General features: G+C 72.6%; 14 protein-coding genes. 10 read left to right on the top strand and 4 right to left on the bottom strand.

The window, feature by feature from the left end:
* Positions 1 to 113: 113 nt before the first annotated feature.
* From KGQ19_RS27930 to KGQ19_RS27920, 3 genes are read left to right on the top strand one after another with little or no spacing between them, the layout of a single operon-like run.
* Positions 114 to 1,241, top strand: coding sequence for a DegT/DnrJ/EryC1/StrS family aminotransferase (locus KGQ19_RS27930; RefSeq protein WP_307856531.1), 1,128 nt, complete (start codon positions 114 to 116; stop codon positions 1,239 to 1,241).
* A 24-nt stretch (positions 1,242 to 1,265) separates the two neighbouring features.
* Positions 1,266 to 2,201 (top strand): NAD-dependent epimerase/dehydratase family protein, encoded by a 936-nt coding sequence (locus tag KGQ19_RS27925; RefSeq protein ID WP_212014051.1) that lies wholly within the window; start codon positions 1,266 to 1,268, stop codon positions 2,199 to 2,201.
* 15 nt (positions 2,202 to 2,216) lie between these two features.
* Complete coding sequence (locus KGQ19_RS27920; protein WP_212014049.1) at positions 2,217 to 3,305, top strand: MGDG synthase family glycosyltransferase; 1,089 nt, start codon at positions 2,217 to 2,219, stop codon at positions 3,303 to 3,305.
* 100 nt (positions 3,306 to 3,405) lie between these two features.
* Here KGQ19_RS27920 and KGQ19_RS27915 read toward each other — a convergent pair whose 3' ends face one another.
* A complete protein-coding gene (locus tag KGQ19_RS27915) occupies positions 3,406 to 4,125 on the bottom strand; it encodes a polysaccharide deacetylase family protein (RefSeq protein ID WP_212014047.1) in 720 nt (239 codons plus the stop codon).
* Positions 4,126 to 4,289: 164 nt separating this feature from the next.
* On the opposite strand from KGQ19_RS27915, the gene hpnC reads away from it, so the two are divergent.
* From hpnC to hpnH, 7 genes are read left to right on the top strand one after another with little or no spacing between them, the layout of a single operon-like run.
* The gene (hpnC, locus tag KGQ19_RS27910) at positions 4,290 to 5,204 is read left to right on the top strand and encodes a squalene synthase HpnC (protein ID WP_212014045.1); all 915 of its coding nucleotides are present in this window, start codon (positions 4,290 to 4,292) and stop codon (positions 5,202 to 5,204) included.
* An 11-nt stretch (positions 5,205 to 5,215) separates the two neighbouring features.
* Positions 5,216 to 6,079 (top strand): presqualene diphosphate synthase HpnD, encoded by an 864-nt coding sequence (gene hpnD, locus KGQ19_RS27905; protein WP_212014107.1) that lies wholly within the window; start codon positions 5,216 to 5,218, stop codon positions 6,077 to 6,079.
* Entirely contained in the window at positions 6,076 to 7,662 is a 1,587-nt protein-coding gene (hpnE, locus tag KGQ19_RS27900) for a hydroxysqualene dehydroxylase HpnE (RefSeq protein ID WP_307856529.1), read from the top strand. Before hpnD ends, hpnE begins: the two co-directional genes overlap by 4 nt.
* On the top strand, positions 7,659 to 8,675 hold the full coding sequence (locus KGQ19_RS27895) for a polyprenyl synthetase family protein (RefSeq protein WP_212014043.1): 1,017 nt from the start codon (positions 7,659 to 7,661) through the stop codon (positions 8,673 to 8,675). The genes hpnE and KGQ19_RS27895 overlap by 4 nt, the downstream gene beginning before the upstream one ends.
* An 8-nt stretch (positions 8,676 to 8,683) precedes the next feature.
* Positions 8,684 to 10,627: a squalene--hopene cyclase gene (gene shc / locus KGQ19_RS27890; protein ID WP_307856528.1), complete on the top strand. Its 1,944-nt coding sequence runs from the start codon at positions 8,684 to 8,686 to the stop codon at positions 10,625 to 10,627.
* The gene (locus KGQ19_RS27885; RefSeq protein WP_212014036.1) at positions 10,624 to 11,274 is read left to right on the top strand and encodes a 5'-methylthioadenosine/S-adenosylhomocysteine nucleosidase family protein; all 651 of its coding nucleotides are present in this window, start codon (positions 10,624 to 10,626) and stop codon (positions 11,272 to 11,274) included. Before shc ends, KGQ19_RS27885 begins: the two co-directional genes overlap by 4 nt.
* Before the next feature lie 50 nt (positions 11,275 to 11,324).
* Positions 11,325 to 12,329, top strand: coding sequence for an adenosyl-hopene transferase HpnH (hpnH, locus tag KGQ19_RS27880; RefSeq protein ID WP_212014034.1), 1,005 nt, complete (start codon positions 11,325 to 11,327; stop codon positions 12,327 to 12,329).
* A 221-nt stretch (positions 12,330 to 12,550) separates the two neighbouring features.
* Here hpnH and KGQ19_RS27875 read toward each other — a convergent pair whose 3' ends face one another.
* The 3 genes from KGQ19_RS27875 to KGQ19_RS27865 are packed head-to-tail and all read right to left on the bottom strand — an operon-like array spanning position 12,551 to position 16,424.
* A complete protein-coding gene (locus KGQ19_RS27875; RefSeq protein ID WP_212014024.1) occupies positions 12,551 to 13,327 on the bottom strand; it encodes an SDR family NAD(P)-dependent oxidoreductase in 777 nt (258 codons plus the stop codon).
* Entirely contained in the window at positions 13,324 to 14,439 is a 1,116-nt protein-coding gene (gene ispG, locus KGQ19_RS27870) for a flavodoxin-dependent (E)-4-hydroxy-3-methylbut-2-enyl-diphosphate synthase (protein WP_212014020.1), read from the bottom strand. Before ispG ends, KGQ19_RS27875 begins: the two co-directional genes overlap by 4 nt.
* Positions 14,436 to 16,424 (bottom strand): 1-deoxy-D-xylulose-5-phosphate synthase, encoded by a 1,989-nt coding sequence (locus KGQ19_RS27865; RefSeq protein WP_212014019.1) that lies wholly within the window; start codon positions 16,422 to 16,424, stop codon positions 14,436 to 14,438. The genes ispG and KGQ19_RS27865 overlap by 4 nt, the downstream gene beginning before the upstream one ends.
* Positions 16,425 to 17,037 lie beyond the last annotated feature (613 nt).

The raw sequence follows: 17,037 nt of genomic DNA, 5'->3' as shown, positions 1-17,037 counted from the left end.
ACCCACGCATCGGATCCCGCCCGGCCTACCCCATTTGACCGCTCAGGTCGCTGACGCCTCTTGCGAGAGCTTTCATGGGAAAGCGGCTTTCATCCGTACTTCGGAGGTGTGCAGTGACAGCAGTACCCGCGGCTCGCATCGTTTTCGACGCCGACGACCGGGCGGCGGTCGCCGCGGCGGTGGCCGAGAGCCTGGCCACCGGCGCTCTGACGCTCGGCCCGCAGACCGAGCGGTTCGAGACCGCCTTCGCGGCGGCGCACCGCGCGCAGCACGCGATCGCGGTGGCGACCGGGACCGCGGCGCTGGAGATCGCGCTGAGGGTGGTCGGGGTGGCCAACCACGACGTGGTGCTGCCGTCGAACACCTTCTACGCCACCGCCGCCGCCGTGGTGCACGCCGGCGGCCGGCCGGTGTTCGCCGACGTCGCCGCCGACACGTTCGCGCTCAGTGTGCAGACCATCGAGGCGGTGCTCACCCCCTCGACCAAGGCCGTGGTGCTGGTGCACGTCGGCGGGCTGATCACGCCGGAGGTGGACGCCATCCGCGCGCTGTGCGACCGGCGCGGCGTGGCGCTGGTCGAGGACGCGGCGCACGCCCACGGGTGCAGCCTGGACGGCCGGATGGCCGGCACCTTCGGGCTGGCCGGGGCCTTCTCCTTCTACCCGACGAAGGTCACCACCAGCGCCGAGGGCGGCATGATCCTCACCGCCGACACCCAGGTGCGCGACGAGGCCCGCATCTACCGGGACCAGGGCAAGGGCGCGTTCACCGCCAACCATCATGTCCGCGACGGCGCGTCGTGGCGGCTGTCGGAACTGAACGCCGCGGCCGGCGCGGTGCACGTCCAGCACCTCGCCGAGTTCGTGAAGCACCGCCGCACCGTCGCCGCGCGCTACACCCGGGCGCTGGCCGGCCTCGACGCGCTCACCACACTGGCCGAGCCGCCCGGCGCTGTCAGCAACTACTACAAGTACATCGTCCTGCTGCCCGAAGGCGCCGACCGCGCGCGCTTCAAGGCCGAGGTCGCCGACCGCTTCGCCGTGCGGCTCTCCGGCGAGGTCTACGACCTGCCGCTGCACCAGCAGCCGGTGCTGATGAAGTACGCCAACGGCGCGCTGCCGGTCGCCGAGGACGTCTGCGCGCGGCACGTCTGCCTGCCGGTGCACTCCGACATGCGCGACGAGGAAGTCGACCAGGTGCTCACCGCGGTCACCACGGTGTCCCGCGAGATGTTCGGCTGACCGGGCCGGGAAGGAGACACGCCCATGCGCACCGTCGTCACCGGAGGCTGCGGGTTCATCGGCTCGCACGTCGTGGACAAGCTCGTCGACGCCGGCCACGAGGTCGTGGTCGTGGACAGCACGATCCGCAAGCTCAACCCGGCCGCCGAGTACCGGCAGGCCGACATCCTGGACCTGGCGCAGCTCACCAAGGCGCTGGACGGCGGCGAGGCGGTGTTCCACCTGGCCGCCGCGGCCGACGTCAACGAGGTCACCGCCGATCCGGTGCGGGCGCTGCGGCTGAACGTCGAGGGCACCGGCAACGCGCTGGAGGCCGCGCGGCAGACCGGGATGAACCGGTTCGTGCTGGCCAGCACGGTGTGGGTGTACGGGGCCGCGGCCTCAGAGGGTGAGGGCGCGGACGCCGAACTCACCGAGGACGTCCCCTTCGATCTGCGCCGCAGCGGCCACCTCTACGTCGCGACCAAGCTCGCCGCCGAGATGGCGGTGCAGAGCTACCGCGAGCTGTACGGGCAGCACTTCACGATCCTGCGTTACGGCATCCCTTACGGCCCGCGCATGCGGGACGCGCTGGTCGTGGCGAAGTTCGTGCAGGCGGCGCTGAACGGGCAGCCGATCACCATCGCCGGCGAGGGCGAGCAGACCCGCAACTACGTCTACGTCCAGGACCTGGCCGCCGCGCACGTGCTCGCGCTGTCGCCGACCGCCGAGGACGAGACGATCGCGCTGGAGGGCACCACGCCGATCTCGGTCCGGCAGATCGCCGACACCGTGGACGGCCTGCTCGGCCCGATCACCCTGGAGCAGGTCCCGGCGCGCGCCGGCGACTACGCCGGCACCCGCATCTCCAACGCCAAGGCCAAGCGGCTGCTGGGCTGGTCGCCGACGACCGGGTTCACCGAGGGCGTGCGGCGCTACGTCGAGTGGTTGCGGGCCAGCCAAGAACGTCGAGTCGGCTGAGGCGGGGCCGGGCCGATGCCGCACGCGCTGCTGCTGTCCGGGTCCCTGGGGCAGGGGCACGACGTGATGGCGGCAGCCTGCGCGGACTCGCTGCACGACCGGGGGTGGACCACCTCCACGGTGGACGCGATGGCCTTGCTCGGCCGGCGCTCCGGCGCCGCGGGCGAGGCCGTGTTCCGGCGCCTGCTGGCCGTCCCCGGCGTGTACGACGCCTTCCACTTCTCGGCGCTGCGCCCGGGGAACCGCCTGGCCCGCTACACCGAGAAGGCGGCGGTCTCGCGACTGGCCCCGCGGGTGCGCGAGCTGCTGGACCGCGAGCCGGCGGACCTGGTGGTGTCGGTGTTCGCCACGGCCGCCGGCGCGGTCGACGCGGTGCACCGCGAAGGCGTGCACGTCCCGCCGCACATGGTGTTCTGCACGGATGTCACGCCGCACCGGTTGTGGGTACATCCGAGCACGGACTTGTTCCTGGTCACGTCCGACACCGCGGCGGCCGGGGTGCGCCGGTACCGGCCGGACGCGGGGGTCGCTGTGGTCCCGGCGCCGCTGCGGCCCGCGTTCTACAGCCCGCCGAGCAAGGAGGCGGCGCGCGAGGAGTTCGGGATCCCGCAGGACGCCGGCTGCGTGCTGTTGATGAGCGGCGCCTGGGGGCTGGGGCCGGTCGCCGCCGCGGCGGAAGCCTTGGGGCGGGCCGGGGTGCACGTGCTGGCGGTCGCCGGACGCAACCGCGAGCTGGAGGCGCGGCTGCGCGCCGCCGAGCGCCGGGAGCCGAGGGTCCACGCGCTGGGCTACTCCGACCGGGTTCCGGCCCTGATGGCGGCGGCGGACCTGGTCGTCACCAGTTCGGGGGACACGTGCAGCGAGGCGCGCGCGATCGGGCGGCGGCTGTTGCTGCTGGACGTGGTGCCCGGGCACGGCCGCGACAACCTGCAACACGAGCTGGAACTCGGACACGCGGACGTGACCGGCGCCGCGCCCCGGGACGTGGTGCGGGCCGCGTTGGCCGCGCTGCAGCGGCCGACACCGCCGCCTTCGGTCGGTTCGGTCCGGGCGCCGTGGGAGGCGGCTTTCGGGGCGGCGCTGAGTGGGTTGGGGCTGAGCTGATGCTTACTCCGAAGGAGTTACCCCACGAGCTGGGGGAGTCTCCCCAAGAGTGGCGGCAGCCACCTCACGGGCGACCTTACGAGCCGCCTCACGAGCCGCCTCAGAAGTGCTCCGCCAGCGGTCCCACATCCCACCCGGCGCCCCGGCAGCTCTCCACGATCCCCGGCACCGCCGCCAACGTCGTCCGCCAAGCATCACCCCGGCCGTCCGGCGCCGTGTCGTGCAACAACACTGTCGTCCCGCCGCGCGCCGACCCGAGCACCGTCTCCCGAACCTCGGCGACCGAGCGTTGCTCCTCCCAGTCCTTCCCCCACGCGCCCCACAGCACCGGCCGCAGCTCAGCCCGCCGCGCCGCCCGCCACAACCCCGTGGTCAGCACTCCGAACGGCGGCCGGAACCACGTCGGCCGGGCCCCCGAAGCCTGCTCCACCACATCGCGCGCCAACCGCAGCCCGGTCACGTCCCGCTGCGGATGGGGCAGCCACTGCGGCTCGTGCGTCCAGCCGTGCACCGCCACCTCGTGCCCGCGCGCCGCGGTCTCGGCCACCACCTCCGGGTGGCGCGCCACCCGCGCGCCCAGCACGAAGAACGTCGCGCGCACCCCGAGCTCGTCCAGCAGGTCCAGGAAGTACGGCGTGCTGACCGGGTCGGGGCCGTCGTCGAAGGTCAGTGCCACGTGGTCGGCCCGGCCGCGCGCCGCCAGGCCCGGCATCAGCCGGTCGCGGACGGGCGGCAGCCAGCTCGCGGCGGGGCCGATGTGGGCCAGGCCGAGTGTGGCCAGACCGACCGCCGCGCCCGTCGCGACAGTCACCGAACGCATGCCCCGCACCTTCCCGCCGCCGGGCCCCTCACACCCCGGCGGAAACGGCCGAATCAACAACTTTCCGCGTGCCGAGCCGGTGGGGACCCTCGAATGGATCAGGAAAAGGGGACGGAAGGGCCGAGTGCTGATTGCGTTGCTGGAGAGGCGAAGGGATTCCACTGATGCTGAAGGCCAGCCGGCTCGACACCCATAGCGGGCCCGGCCCGCGGGCGGCGGGCGCTCTCGGCGCGGGCGCGGGCTCGGGCGACCCGGCCATGCCGCCCGAGCGGACGATCCGGGAGAACTTCCCGGTCGCGCTGCGCATCCTCCCGGCCCGGCACCGGGCGGCGCTCGGCGCCGTCTACCGGTTCGCCCGCCTGATCGACGACATCGGGGACGAGGCGCCGCCGGACGACCGCGGCCGGTTGTTCGACCAGGTGGACCGGGACATCGACCGGATCTACGCCGGCACCGCCCCGGAGCTGCCCGCGCTGCGCGCCATCGGCGCCGTGGCCCGCGAACACGGCATCCCCGAGGCGCCGCTGCGCAAGCTGGTCCAGGCCAACCGGCAGGACCAGGAGATCCACCGCTACGCCACCTGGGACCAGCTCGTCGAGTACTGCGCCCTGTCCGCTGACCCGGTGGGTCACCTGGTGCTGCACGTCTTCGACGCCGCGAGCCCGGAGCGGCTGACGCTGTCCGACCACATCTGCACCGCGCTGCAGGTCATCGAGCACTGCCAGGACGTCGCCGAGGACTTCGACGACGGCCGGGTCTACCTGCCCGCCGCCGACCTGCGGCTGTTCGGCTGCACCGACGCCGACCTGGGCGCCGCCACCACCCCGACCCGGCTGCGCGGCGTCGTGGCGCGCAACGCCGACCGCGCCGCCGAGCTGCTGGACGCCGGCGCCCCGCTGATCGGCAAGCTCGACGGCTGGGCCCGGATCGCCGTGGCCGGCTACCTGGCCGGCGGCCGCGCCACCCTGGCGGCGCTGCGCGGCGGCGCCTATGACGTGCACGCCGCCCGCCTGCGCCCGAGCCGTGCCCGGACGCTCGGCGAAGCACTGCTGATCCTCGGAAGGGACGTTGCCAAGTGAGCCGTCAGAGCATGGATCCGGAAGCCGCCTACGAGTACTGCGAACGGGTGGTCCGCGCCCGGGCCCGCAACTTCGCCTACGGGATCCGGCTGCTGCCCACCACCAAGCGCCAGGCCCTGTCCGCGGTCTACGCCTTCGCCCGGCGCGTCGACGACATCGGGGACGGCTCGCAGACCCGCGGCGAGCGCCTGACCCAGCTGACCGCCGCCCGCGAGGAACTGCACCACATCGAGGACCACCCCGAGGACCCGGTGCTGGTCGCGCTGGCCGACGCCGCCCGGCGGCACCCGATCCCGCTGGCCGCCTTCGACGAGCTCATCGACGGCTGCGAGGCCGACGTGCGCGGCACCGACTACGCCACCGCCGACGAGCTGACCTTCTACTGCCGCTGCGTCGCCGGCTCCATCGGCCGGCTCTCCCTGGGCGTCTACGGCGTCGACCCGGCGCGCCAGCAGGAAGCCTCCGAATACGCCGACTCCCTCGGCGTCGCGCTCCAGCTCACCAACATCCTGCGCGACGTGCGCGAGGACGGCCTGATGGGCCGGGTCTACCTGCCGGCCGACGAGCTGGTCCGGCACGGCTGCACCCTGAAGATCGACGAACACGGCCGCTTCGTGGACTCCGACGCCGACCTCGCGGCCCTGGTCCGGGACCAGGCGGCGCGCGCCCGGGGCTGGTACGACACCGGCCTGAAGCTGCTGCCGCTGCTGGACCGGCGCAGCGCGGCCTGCACGGCGGCGATGGCCGGCATCTACCGGCGGCTGCTGCTGCGCATCGCCGAGCAGCCGATCAGCGCCCTGAACGCCCGGATGTCGCTGCCGGCCTGGGAAAAGGGTGTGGTCGCGGCCCGCGCGCTGGCGGGGGTGACGCCGTGAGCGTCGCGGTCGTCGGCGGCGGCCTGGCCGGAATCGCGGCGGCGGTCGCGCTCCAGGAGTCGGGCATCGACGTGGAGCTGTACGAGGCGCGCCCGCGCCTGGGCGGCGCCACGCACTCCTTCCAGCGGGCGGGCTCCAACGGCTGTCCGGACCTGACCGTGGACAACGGCCAGCACGTGATGCTGCGCGCGTTCACCGCCTACCGCGGCCTGCTGGACCGGCTCGGCACCGGGGACGGCATCACCATCCAGGACCGCTTCGATCTGCGCATCCTGACCCCCGACGACCGCCCCGACTCCCGGCTGCGCCGAACCCGGCTCCCCGGGCCGCTGCACCTGCTCCCGGCCCTGGCCGCCTACTCCCTGCTGGACCCGGCCGAGCGGCTGCGCGCCGCCTCGGCCTCGCTGGCGTTGGGCAAGCTGGACCCGGCCGACCCGGCGCTGGACGCGGTCAGTCTCGGTGACTGGCTGGACGAGCACGGCCAGAACGACCGGGCCCGCCGCTACCTGTGGGAGCTGTTCGTCACCGCGGCGCTGAACTGCGGCGTGGACGAGGCCTCGCTGGGGCTGTCGGCGATGGTGATCCAGAAGGCGCTGCTCGGCCGGGCCGACGCCGCCGACATCGGCGTCCCGGGTATCCCGCTCGGCGAGCTGCACGGCCGCGCGGCCGAGAAGACACTGCGCGGGTTGCACCTGAAGACCAAGGTCGAACAGGTCGTCTCCGGGACCCGGCTGGTCGTGGACGGCTTTCCGGTGGACGCCGAGGCGGTGATCGTGGCGGTGCCGCATCCGGCAGCCGCCGCGCTGGTGCCGCCGGAGGCGTGCCCGGACCGGGAACGCTGGGCCGGCCTGGCGTCCTCGCCGATCGTCGACGTGCACGTGCTCTACGACCGCCCCGTCTTCGACAGGCCGTTCGCCGCGGTCGTCGACTCGCCGGTGCAGTGGGTCTTCGACCGCACCCGGGCCGCGGGCCTGGGCCAGACCCACGGCCAGTACATCAGCAGCGTCGTGTCGGCGGCCGGCCAGTGGATCGACGCGCCGGTGGCCGACATCCGCGAGGTCTTCCTCCCGGCCCTGGCCGAGGTCATGCCGCGCACCCGGCGTGCGGAGGTGGCCGAGTTCTTCGTCACCCGGGAACGGCACGCCACGTTCCGCCAGGCTCCCGGCTCGGCGGCGCTGCGTCCGTCGGCTGCGACCGGCGTGCCGGGGCTCTTCCTGGCCGGTGCGTGGACCGCCACGGGCTGGCCGGACACGATGGAGGGCGCGGTCCGCAGCGGGCTGACGGCCGCCGCGCTGTGCCGTCGCCACCTGGACAAGGCTTCCGGTTCCGATTCCCGGCGGTCCGATTCCCGGCGGTCCGATTCCCGGAGTTCCGAATCCCGGAGTTCCGAATCCCAGCGGGGAACGCTCGACGACTGGCGCCTGACCGGGCCGGAGCAGCAGGGACGGCCGGCCCGGATGACCCATCCTTCCCGTCTGACCGGGCTCACCATCGAGCCGTTTCGCGATTCCCGTCCCCATCCCGCGGCTCCGGACACCGGAAATCGGAACCAGGCGCCCTGGCAGAAAGGCAACGACCGATGACAGTCGTCCCGCACGCCGTCACCGCCGGCCGTGAACAGGTCGAGGCCGCCATGCGCGCCGCGGTCGAGCGGCTGGACCCGCGCATGCGCCGGGTCGCCGCGTACCACTTCGGCTGGGTCGAGGCCGACGGCTCGGTGCCGCGCGGCCCGGCCGGCGGCAAGGCCCTGCGACCCGCGATGGCGTTGCTGTCCGGCCGGGCCGCCGGCGCCGACATGGCGCGCGTGGTGCCGGCCGCGGTGGCGGTCGAGTTCGTGCACGCCTTCTCCCTGCTGCACGACGACGTCATGGACAACGACCGGATGCGCCGGCACCGCCCGGCCGCCTGGACCGTCTTCGGCGTCCCGGCCGCGATCCTGGCCGGTGACGCGCTGCTGGCGCTGGCCGAGGAGGTGCTGCTGGACCGGGCCACGGCCGGAGCGCACCGCGCGGCCCGGCACATAGCCGCGACCACTCGCAAACTCATCGCCGGGCAGGCCCTGGACCTGGGCTTCGAGTCCCGCACCGACGTCAGCCTGGACGAGTGCACGGTGATGTCGATGGACAAGACCGCGGCGCTGTTCGCCTGCTCCTGTTCGATCGGCGCGGTACTGGCCGAGGCCCCGAACCGGCTGGCGCTGTCGCTGTCCGGGTTCGGCGAGGAACTGGGCATGGCCTTCCAGCTCATCGACGACCTGCTCGGCATCTGGGGCCGCCCGGAGGTCACCGGCAAGCCGGTCCTCAACGACCTGCGCTCGCGCAAGAAGTCGCTCCCGGTGACCGCGGCCCTGAGCTCCGGCACCCCGGCCGCGGCGAAGCTGTTGAAGCTCTACACCCAGACCGAACCGCTGGACGAGCAGCAGCTGGTCCAGGCCGCGGCGCTGATCGAGGAGGCCGGCGGCCGGTCCTGGGCCGAGTCCGCCGCCGACGCCCGCATCGCCGCCGCCGAGGCCCGGCTGTCCGAGGCCGACATCCCCGGCGACGTGCGGGCCGAGTTCCTGGCCGTCGCCCGCTTCGTCACCCACCGGGACAACTAGGGGACACCGTGACCGACGTCATCGCCACCAGCGCCACCAGCGCCACCGGCGTTACCGGCGCTACCAGCGCCGCCGCGAGCGGACCCGCCGACGCCTCGGCGGCCGCCGCGACGCTCAAGGCCGCCGCCGACCACCTGCTCGGTCTGCAGGACGGCGCGGGCTGGTGGAAGGGCGAGCTCGAGACCAACGTCACGATGGACGCCGAGGACCTGCTGCTGCGCCAGTTCCTCGGGATCCGCACCGCCGAGGAGACCGCCGCGGCCGGTGCCTGGATCCGCTCCCAACAGCGGGCCGACGGCACGTGGGCCAACTTCTACGACGGGCCCGCGGACCTGTCGACGACCATCGAGGCCTACGCCGCGCTGCGCATGGCCGGCGACTCGCCCGACGCCGAGCACATGATCGCCGCCCGCGCCTTCATCCTGGAGTCCGGCGGCATCGAGGAAAGCCGGGTGTTCACCCGCATCTGGCTGGCGCTGTTCGGCGAATGGCAGTGGTCTGATCTGCCGGTGATGCCGCCGGAGCTGATCTACCTGCCGAAGTGGTTCCCGCTCAACGTCTACGACTGGGCCTGCTGGGCCCGGCAGACCGTGGTGCCGCTGACGATCGTCAATGCCCTGCGTCCGGTGCGGCCGCTCGGGTTCGACTTGCGGGAGCTCAAGACAGGCCGGAAAACCAAGGCGCAGCGCGGGTTCTTCACCACGCTGGACCGCGCGCTGCACGGCTACGAACGGCGTCCGCTGCGCTCCGTCCGCGACGCGGCCCTGCGCCGCTCGGCCGACTGGATCATCGCCCGGCAGGAGGCCGACGGATCCTGGGGCGGGATCCAGCCGCCCTGGGTGTACTCGCTCATCGCCTTGAACCTGCTCGGCTACGGCGTGGACCACCCGGTGATGCGCAAGGGCATCGAAGGGCTCGAAGGATTCATCATCCGCGACGAGCGCGGACGCCGGCTGGAGGCCTGCCAGTCGCCGGTCTGGGACACCGTCCTGGCGATGACCGCGCTGCGCGACGCCGACCTGCCCGAGGACCACCCGGCGCTGGTCAAGGCCGCCGACTGGGTCCTCGGCGAGGAGATCACCAACCCCGGCGACTGGTCGGTGCGCCGGCCGAAGGTGGCACCCGGCGGCTGGGCCTTCGAGTTCGACAACGACGGCTACCCCGACACCGACGACACCGCCGAGGTCCTGCTCGCCCTGAACCGGGTCGCGCACCCGGGCGCGGCGGCCGCGATCCGGCGCGGCGCCGACTGGCTGGAGGGCATGGCCAGCAAGGACGGCGGCTACGGGGCCTTCGACGCCGACAACACCCGCACCCTGGCGCTCAAGCTGCCGTTCTGCGACTTCGGCGCGGTCATCGACCCGCCGACCGCCGACGTCACCGCGCACACCCTGGAGGCGTACGCGGCACTGGGCCGCGGCCAGTCGCCGGCGTCGCGGCGCGCGCTGGAGTGGCTGGTCAAGGCGCAGGAGAGCGACGGCTCGTGGTTCGGCCGCTGGGGCGCCAACTACGTCTACGGCACCGGCGCCGCGGTCCCGGCGCTGATCGCCGCCGGCGTCGACCCGGAAGACGAGATGATCCGCCGCGCCGTCCGCTGGCTGGAGGAGCACCAGAGCGACGACGGCGGCTGGGGCGAGGACATGCGCTCCTACAAGGACCGGCGGTGGATCGGGCGCGGGGAGTCGACCGCGTCGCAGACCGCCTGGGCCCTGCTGGCGCTCCTGGCGGCCGGGGAAATCGAGCGAGGCAGGGGGCGGGCAAACACCGGGCGCAGCGCGGCGGTTGAGCACGGCGTCCGGTTCCTGGTCCGCACCCAGCGCTCGGACGGGACCTGGGACGAGGACCACTACACCGGCACCGGATTCCCCGGGGACTTCTACCTCAACTACCACCTCTACCGGCTGGTGTTCCCGATCAGCGCGCTGGGGCGCTACGTGAGGGCCGTGTCATGACTGGCACGACGGACCTCCTTGTCTGCGCGGCGCTGGGCATCGAAGCCCGGGCCCTGAGGACCGACGGCCTGCGGGTCGAGCGCGTCGGCATGGGCATCCGGCGCGCCGAGGAGTTCGCGCAGCGGGACCCGGCTTTCGACGTGCTGGCGGTCGCGGGCTTCGGCGGCGCCACCGACAGCTGTCTGCGGCCCGGGGACGTGGTGGTCGCGGACGAGGTGCGCCACGGCGAGGCGGTGATCGAGTGCCCCTGGGCCGACTCGATCGCGTTCGCCCTGGAACGGCACCTGATCCTGGAGCCCGAGGTGGACGAGGCGCCCGAACCGCACACCGCGCACGGCCTGAACGCGGCCGGACGCGGAACGCCGAAGGTGGTCACCGGCCCCATCGCGACCGTCGACCGCATCGCCTCCGCCGAGACCCTGACCCGGCTGGCGGGCCAGGGCGTGACCACGGTGGACATGGAGTCGTTCCCCCTGGTCGCGACCGCCCGCGGCCGGCCCTTCACGGTGGTCCGGGTGGTCGTGGACACCCCGGACCACCCCCTGGTCCGCCCCTCGACCCTGCGCGCGGGACTGACGGCGCGAAAACGGCTCCGAGCCATCGGCACGGTCCTGCGGGACTGGGCCACAGCACTCGAACACGTCTGAAGCACTATCAAGCACCATCACTGGATCTACTCGCAAGGAGGCGCGGAACCATGGGAATGCCGGTCCGCCAGAGCATCCGCATCGGAAGCTACGTCCTGGGCAACAAACTGCGCCGCCGCGAGAAGTTCCCGCTGCTGGTGGAGCTGGAGCCGCTGTTCGCCTGCAACCTGGCCTGCGCCGGCTGCGGCAAGATCCAGCACCCCGCCGACGTGCTGAAGAAGCGCATGCCGATCGAGCAGGCACTGGCCGCCATGCGCGAGTGCGGGGCGCCGATGGTCTCGATCGCCGGCGGCGAGCCCCTGATGCACCCGCAGATCGGCGAGCTGGTCGATGAGCTGGTGAAGATGAAGCGCTACGTGTTCCTGTGCACGAACGCGCTGCTCATCCCCAAGAAGCTGGACCGCTTCAAGCCCTCGCGCTACTTCACCTGGGTGGTCCACCTGGACGGCCTGCGCGAACGCCACGACGAGTCGGTCTGCAAGGAAGGCGTCTTCGACGAGGCCGTGGCCGCCGTCCGCGAACTGCGCCGCCGCGGCTTCCGGGTGACGACGAACACGACCATCTTCGACACGGACTCCCCGCAGGACGTCATCGACATCCTGGACTACCTGAACGACGACCTCCGCGTCGACCAGATGATGATCAGCCCCGGCTACGCCTACGAAAAGGCTCCGGACCAGGAGCACTTCCTGCCGGTGAAGCAGACCCGCGAGCTCTTCCGCAAGGCCTTCGCAGACGGCAACCGCCAGCGCTGGCGCCTGAACCACAGCCCGCTCTTCCTGGACTTCCTGGAGGGCAAGACCGACTTCCCCTGCACGGCCTGGGCCATCCCCAGCTACTCCCTGTTCGGCTGGCAGAAGCCCTGCTACCTGATGTCGGACGGCTACGCCTCGACGTACAAGGAACTCATCGAGGAGACGGACTGGGACAGCTACGGCCGCGGCAACGACCCGCGCTGCGCGAACTGCATGGCGCACTGCGGGTACGAGCCGACCGCCGTGTTCGCGACGCTGGGGTCTTTGCGGGAGTCGGTGCGGGCTCTGCGGGAGACGTAGAGCTCGGCTGGATTCGGGCAGGATCAACCGAGCGACCTGCTCGTTCCTGCCCGAGTGCCTGAGTGCCTGAGTGCCTGAGTGCCTGAGTGCGAGTGCGCCTGTGCGCGAGTGCCCAGTGCCTGAGTGCGCGGGTGCTGGCCCGAGGTGCTATCGCGCGTTACCGGGACATGCCGCAGCCTGGGCGGCAGGCGGCAGGCGGCAGGCGGCAGCGCGGCCGAGCCCTACTCCCGCCCGAACCGCCCGTCCAACCACCGATAAACCCCCGGCGCCACCCCCTGCACCGCCACCGGCACCCGCAGCCACCGCGGCACGTACACCTCCGCCGCCCCCCGCTCCACGCACCGCAGCACCGCGTCGGCCGCCACCTCCGTCGGGATCGGCTTCGGCCAGCGGCGCGCGTAAGGGGTCCCGCGCCGCTCGAAGAACGGCGTCGCGATCACGCCGGCCACCACGACGCCGACCCCGACTCCCGTCCCGCGCAGCTCGCTGCGCAAGCTGTCCGCGAAGCAGTGCAGTCCGGCCTTCGTCGCGGCGTACGCGGCCTCGCCGGCGACCCCGACCTGCCCCGCGATCGAGCTGAGGAACACCAGTCGCCCGGCGCCGCGCTCACGCATCCCCGGCAGCAGTGCGCGTGTCAGCGCGATCGGCGCCGCCAGGTTCACCGCCAACAGCCGTTCCGCGGTCCCGGCCGGGATCCCGTCGAAGTCCCCGTACCACCCGAACCCGGCGTTGTTCACCAGCACCTCGACCCGCCCGCCGCCGACGTCCAGCGCCTGCTTGGCGAGCCGTTCGGCCTCGCCCTCGCGCGCCAGGTCGGCGCAGACCGGCACGCCGTCCACGGCCATCGCCACCGCGGCCGTCGCCTTTTCGTCCCGGCCGTGCACGACCACCCGATACCCGCGCCGGGCCAGCGCCGCGGCCGTCACGGTCCCGATGCCCGACGACGCCCCGGTCACCAGGGCCACGCCTCGGTACCCCCCGCCGTGCCCCGCGGTCATGACCCCTCGGTCAGCGCCAGCGCCTCCTCCACCAGCGCCTCGACGATCTGCGCCTCCGGCACCGTGCGGACCACCTCGCCGTGCACGAAGATCTGTCCCTTCCCGTTCCCCGACGACACCCCGATGTCCGCCTCTCGCGCTTCGCCGGGCCCGTTCACCACGCAGCCCATCACCGCCACGCGCAGCGGGTTCGGAAAGCCGTCGAACGCCGCCTGCACCCGCTCGGCCAGCTTGTACACGTCCACCTGCGCGCGCCCGCACGACGGACACGACACGATCTCCAGATGCCGCCGCCGCAACCCCAGCGATTCCAGGATGCTGATCCCGACCTTGACCTCCTCCACCGGCGGCGCCGACAGCGAGACCCGGATCGTGTCCCCGATGCCCTCCGACAGCAGGATCCCGAACGCCACCGCCGACTTCACCGTGCCCTGCATCAGCGGCCCGGCCTCGGTGACCCCCAGGTGCAGCGGATAGTCGCACTGCTCGGACAGCAACCGGTACGCGGCCACCATCACCAGCGGATCATGGTGCTTCACCGAGATCTTGATGTCCCGGAACCCGTGCTCCTCGAACAGCGAGCACTCCCACAGCGCCGACTCGACCAGCGCCTCGGCGGTGGCCTTGCCGTACTTCTCATACAGCCGCTTGTCCAGCGAGCCGGCATTGACCCCGATCCGGATCGGCACCCCCGCGTCCTCCGCGGCCCGCGCGATCTCGCCGACCTTGTCGTCGAAGGCCTTGATGTTGCCGGGGTTCACCCGGACCGCCGCGCAACCGGCGTCGATCGCGGCGAAGACGTACTTCGGCTGGAAGTGGATGTCGGCGATGACCGGGATCTGCGACTTCTTCGCGATCGCCGGCAGCGCGTCGGCGTCGTCCTGCGAGGGCACCGCCACCCGGACGATCTGACAGCCGGCCGCCGTCAACTGCGCGATCTGCTGCAAGGTGGCGTTCACGTCCGCGGTCAACGTCGTGGTCATCGACTGCACGGACACCGGCGCCCCGCCGCCCACCGGCACGCCGCCGACGTCGAGCTGCCGGCTGATCCTTCGTCGCTCGCGGGTCTCCGCGGTCGGGAAGGCCGGCAGTCCGAGGTTGACGGCGTTCACAGTGCCCTCCGGTCCGCGCGCTTCGCCGAGCCGTTCGCCTTGCTGACGATTGGCGGGATCTCGGTGATCTCGGTGATCTCGGGGAGATCAGGGATCTCCGTGATCTCAGGAAGATCAGGTAGGTCAGGGATCGGGATGTGGGGCCCGGCCCGCAAACCATCGGTGGCCGTCGTGACGATGTCCCGAACGCCCAGCCCCGAGCTCTCCAGAATCTCCTGCCGCGCACCGGCCGCCAGGAACTCCCGCGGCAGCCCCATCACCCGCACCGGCGTCGTCGACCTGGCGTCGGCGCACGCCTGTGCCAGCGCCGTGCCCATCCCGGCGCTGCGCACCCCGTCCTCGACGGTCACCACCAGCCGGTGCCGGTCGGCCAGGTGTGTCAGGTGCGGGTTGACCGGCAGGATCCAGCGCGGGTCGACCACCGTCGCCCCGATCCCCAGCCGGTCCAGCTCCTCGGCGGCGGCCAGGCACGCCTTCGCGGTCACGCCGGCGGCGACGATCAGCACGTCCAGCGGCCGTCCCACCGCCCGGTACAGGATGTCGACGCCGTTCATCCGCGCGTGCGCCTCGATGTCCGGCCCGGCGTCGGCCTTCGGGAAGCGGATCACGGTCGGCGCGTCGTCCACGGCCACCGCCTCCCGCAGCAGCTCCGCCAGCCGCGCCGGGTCCCGGGGCGCGGCCAGCCGCAGGCCCGGGACCACGCTGAGGATCGCGCTGTCCCACATCCCGTGGTGCGAGGCGCCGTCCGGGCCGGTGACCCCGGCGCGGTCCAGGACGAAGGTGACGCCCGCCTTGTGCAGCGCCACGTCCATGACGACCTGGTCGAACGCCCGGTTCAGGAACGTCGAGTACACGCACACCACCGGGTGCAGCCCGCCGGCCGCCAGCCCGGCCGAGGAGCACACCGCGTGCTGCTCGGCGATGCCGACGTCGAACACCCGCTCCGGGAACCGGCGGGCGAACTCGCCCAGCCCGACCGGCAGCACCATCGCCGCGCTGACCCCGACCACGTCCGGCCGCTGCTCGCCGATCGCCGCCATCTGCTCGCCGAACACCTCGGTCCAGCTCTTCTTCGGTGCCTTGGTCGGGATGCCGGTCCGCGGGTCCACGACGCCGACGGCGTGCATCCGGTCGGCCTCGTCGCACTCCGCGGGCGAGAAGCCGTGGCCCTTGGTGGTGATGACGTGCACCAGCGCCGGCCGGCCGAGCGCGGCGGCGGCTCGCAGCGCCTGCTCGGTGGCGGCGATGTCGTGCCCGTCGACCGGGCCGAGGTAGGCCAGGCCGAGCTCGCCGAACAGGTGCTGGGCCCGGGGCTCGGAGCGCAGGCCGCCCAGGTGGGTCGCGATGCCGCCGATCGTCGGGGCGTAGGCGCGGCCGTTGTCGTTCAGCACGATCACCACCGGCCGGTCCGTCGCCCCGGCCAGGTTGTTCAGGCCCTCCCAGGCCAGCCCGCCGGTCATCGCCCCGTCGCCGATCACCGGCACGACGTGCCGGCCGGCCGGGTCCTCGGAGCCGTCGGTCAGCTCGCCGCGCAGCTGGAAGGCCTTGGCCAGGCCGTCGGCGTAGCTCAGGGCGGTCGAGGCGTGCGAGTTCTCGATCCAGTCGTGCTCGGACTCGGCGCGACAGGGGTAGCCGGACAGGCCGCCACTGGTGCGCAGCGTGTCGAAACCGGCGGCGCGGCCGGTGAGGATCTTGTGGACGTACGACTGGTGCCCGGTGTCGAACAGCAGGGCGTCCCGCGGGGAGCGGAACGCCCGGTGCAGCGCGATGGTCAGCTCCACCACCCCGAGGTTCACCCCCAGGTGACCGCCGGTCGCGCAGACCTTCTCGATCAGGAAGCCGCGGATCTGCGCGGCCAGCTCGGCCAGCTCGGCGGTGCCGAGCCCCGCCAAGTCCTCCGGGCTTCTGACCCGTTCCAGCACGGGGGCGGCGCTGGGCCGCCGAGGTGCCGGAGACGACGACGAAGACTTGGCGGTCGTCCGCATAGGGACTCCTAACACTCGCCTACCATCGCGGCGCGGGAAGCAACTTGTGTGACTCCCACCGCACCAGGGTGGTCGCGAACGGCGGTCCGCGCGCGACCTGCGAGGCGGGTGCGACCCCAGGGATGCCGGTGTAGTCCCTGGTCAGAGCTCTGTTGTTGATGCCACGCGGGTTCTGGCGGGGTTCGCCTGTTCGGGCGAACCGGCGGGAACCAAACCCGTGCCGCCGACTGCGGAAGGTGCGGGCGCCGTCACCCAGAGCCGACGAATTCAGGAGTCAGATGACTAAATCGTAAGAATCGCAAGATCGATGCCGTAATCGGCCTTCACGTGGTACACACTGGGGATCCACGCGCAGTCCACCTATGTCGGACAGCGACCGCAGCCGCTCCGGCAAGGCAGGGAAGATGCAAGTTGAGCTCAAAGACCGTGGCGACAGCCTCGGTCTGACCGGCGAGGCGGACTACATCACCGGCACCGCCGTGATCCCGGTTCGGGTCTCGGTCCCGACTGGTGCTTCGCTCTCGATTCCGGCTTCGACCTCGGTCCCGGCGCCAGCCGAAACGGCTCCGGCTCCAGCTCCAGCTCCAGCTCCAGCTCCGGTCCCGGCCGCGGC

The organism is Catenulispora pinistramenti, assembly GCF_018274385.1.
GTDB lineage: Bacteria > Actinomycetota > Actinomycetes > Streptomycetales > Catenulisporaceae > Catenulispora > Catenulispora pinistramenti.
This window is presented reverse-complemented; position numbering and strand designations above follow the sequence as displayed.

Excerpts from the sequence above, each read along its gene's own strand:
- KGQ19_RS27925 (WP_212014051.1), top strand. The coding sequence starts at position 1,266 with ATGCGCACCGTCGTCACCGGAGGCTGCGGGTTCATCGGCTCGCACGTC.
- KGQ19_RS27920 (WP_212014049.1), top strand. The coding sequence starts at position 2,217 with ATGCCGCACGCGCTGCTGCTGTCCGGGTCCCTGGGGCAGGGGCACGAC.
- KGQ19_RS27915 (WP_212014047.1), bottom strand. The coding sequence starts at position 4,125 with ATGCGTTCGGTGACTGTCGCGACGGGCGCGGCGGTCGGTCTGGCCACA.
- hpnC (WP_212014045.1), top strand. The coding sequence starts at position 4,290 with ATGCTGAAGGCCAGCCGGCTCGACACCCATAGCGGGCCCGGCCCGCGG.
- hpnD (WP_212014107.1), top strand. The coding sequence starts at position 5,216 with ATGGATCCGGAAGCCGCCTACGAGTACTGCGAACGGGTGGTCCGCGCC.
- KGQ19_RS27895 (WP_212014043.1), top strand. The coding sequence starts at position 7,659 with ATGACAGTCGTCCCGCACGCCGTCACCGCCGGCCGTGAACAGGTCGAG.
- KGQ19_RS27885 (WP_212014036.1), top strand. The coding sequence starts at position 10,624 with ATGACTGGCACGACGGACCTCCTTGTCTGCGCGGCGCTGGGCATCGAA.
- hpnH (WP_212014034.1), top strand. The coding sequence starts at position 11,325 with ATGGGAATGCCGGTCCGCCAGAGCATCCGCATCGGAAGCTACGTCCTG.
- KGQ19_RS27875 (WP_212014024.1), bottom strand. The coding sequence starts at position 13,327 with ATGACCGCGGGGCACGGCGGGGGGTACCGAGGCGTGGCCCTGGTGACC.
- KGQ19_RS27865 (WP_212014019.1), bottom strand. The coding sequence starts at position 16,424 with ATGCGGACGACCGCCAAGTCTTCGTCGTCGTCTCCGGCACCTCGGCGG.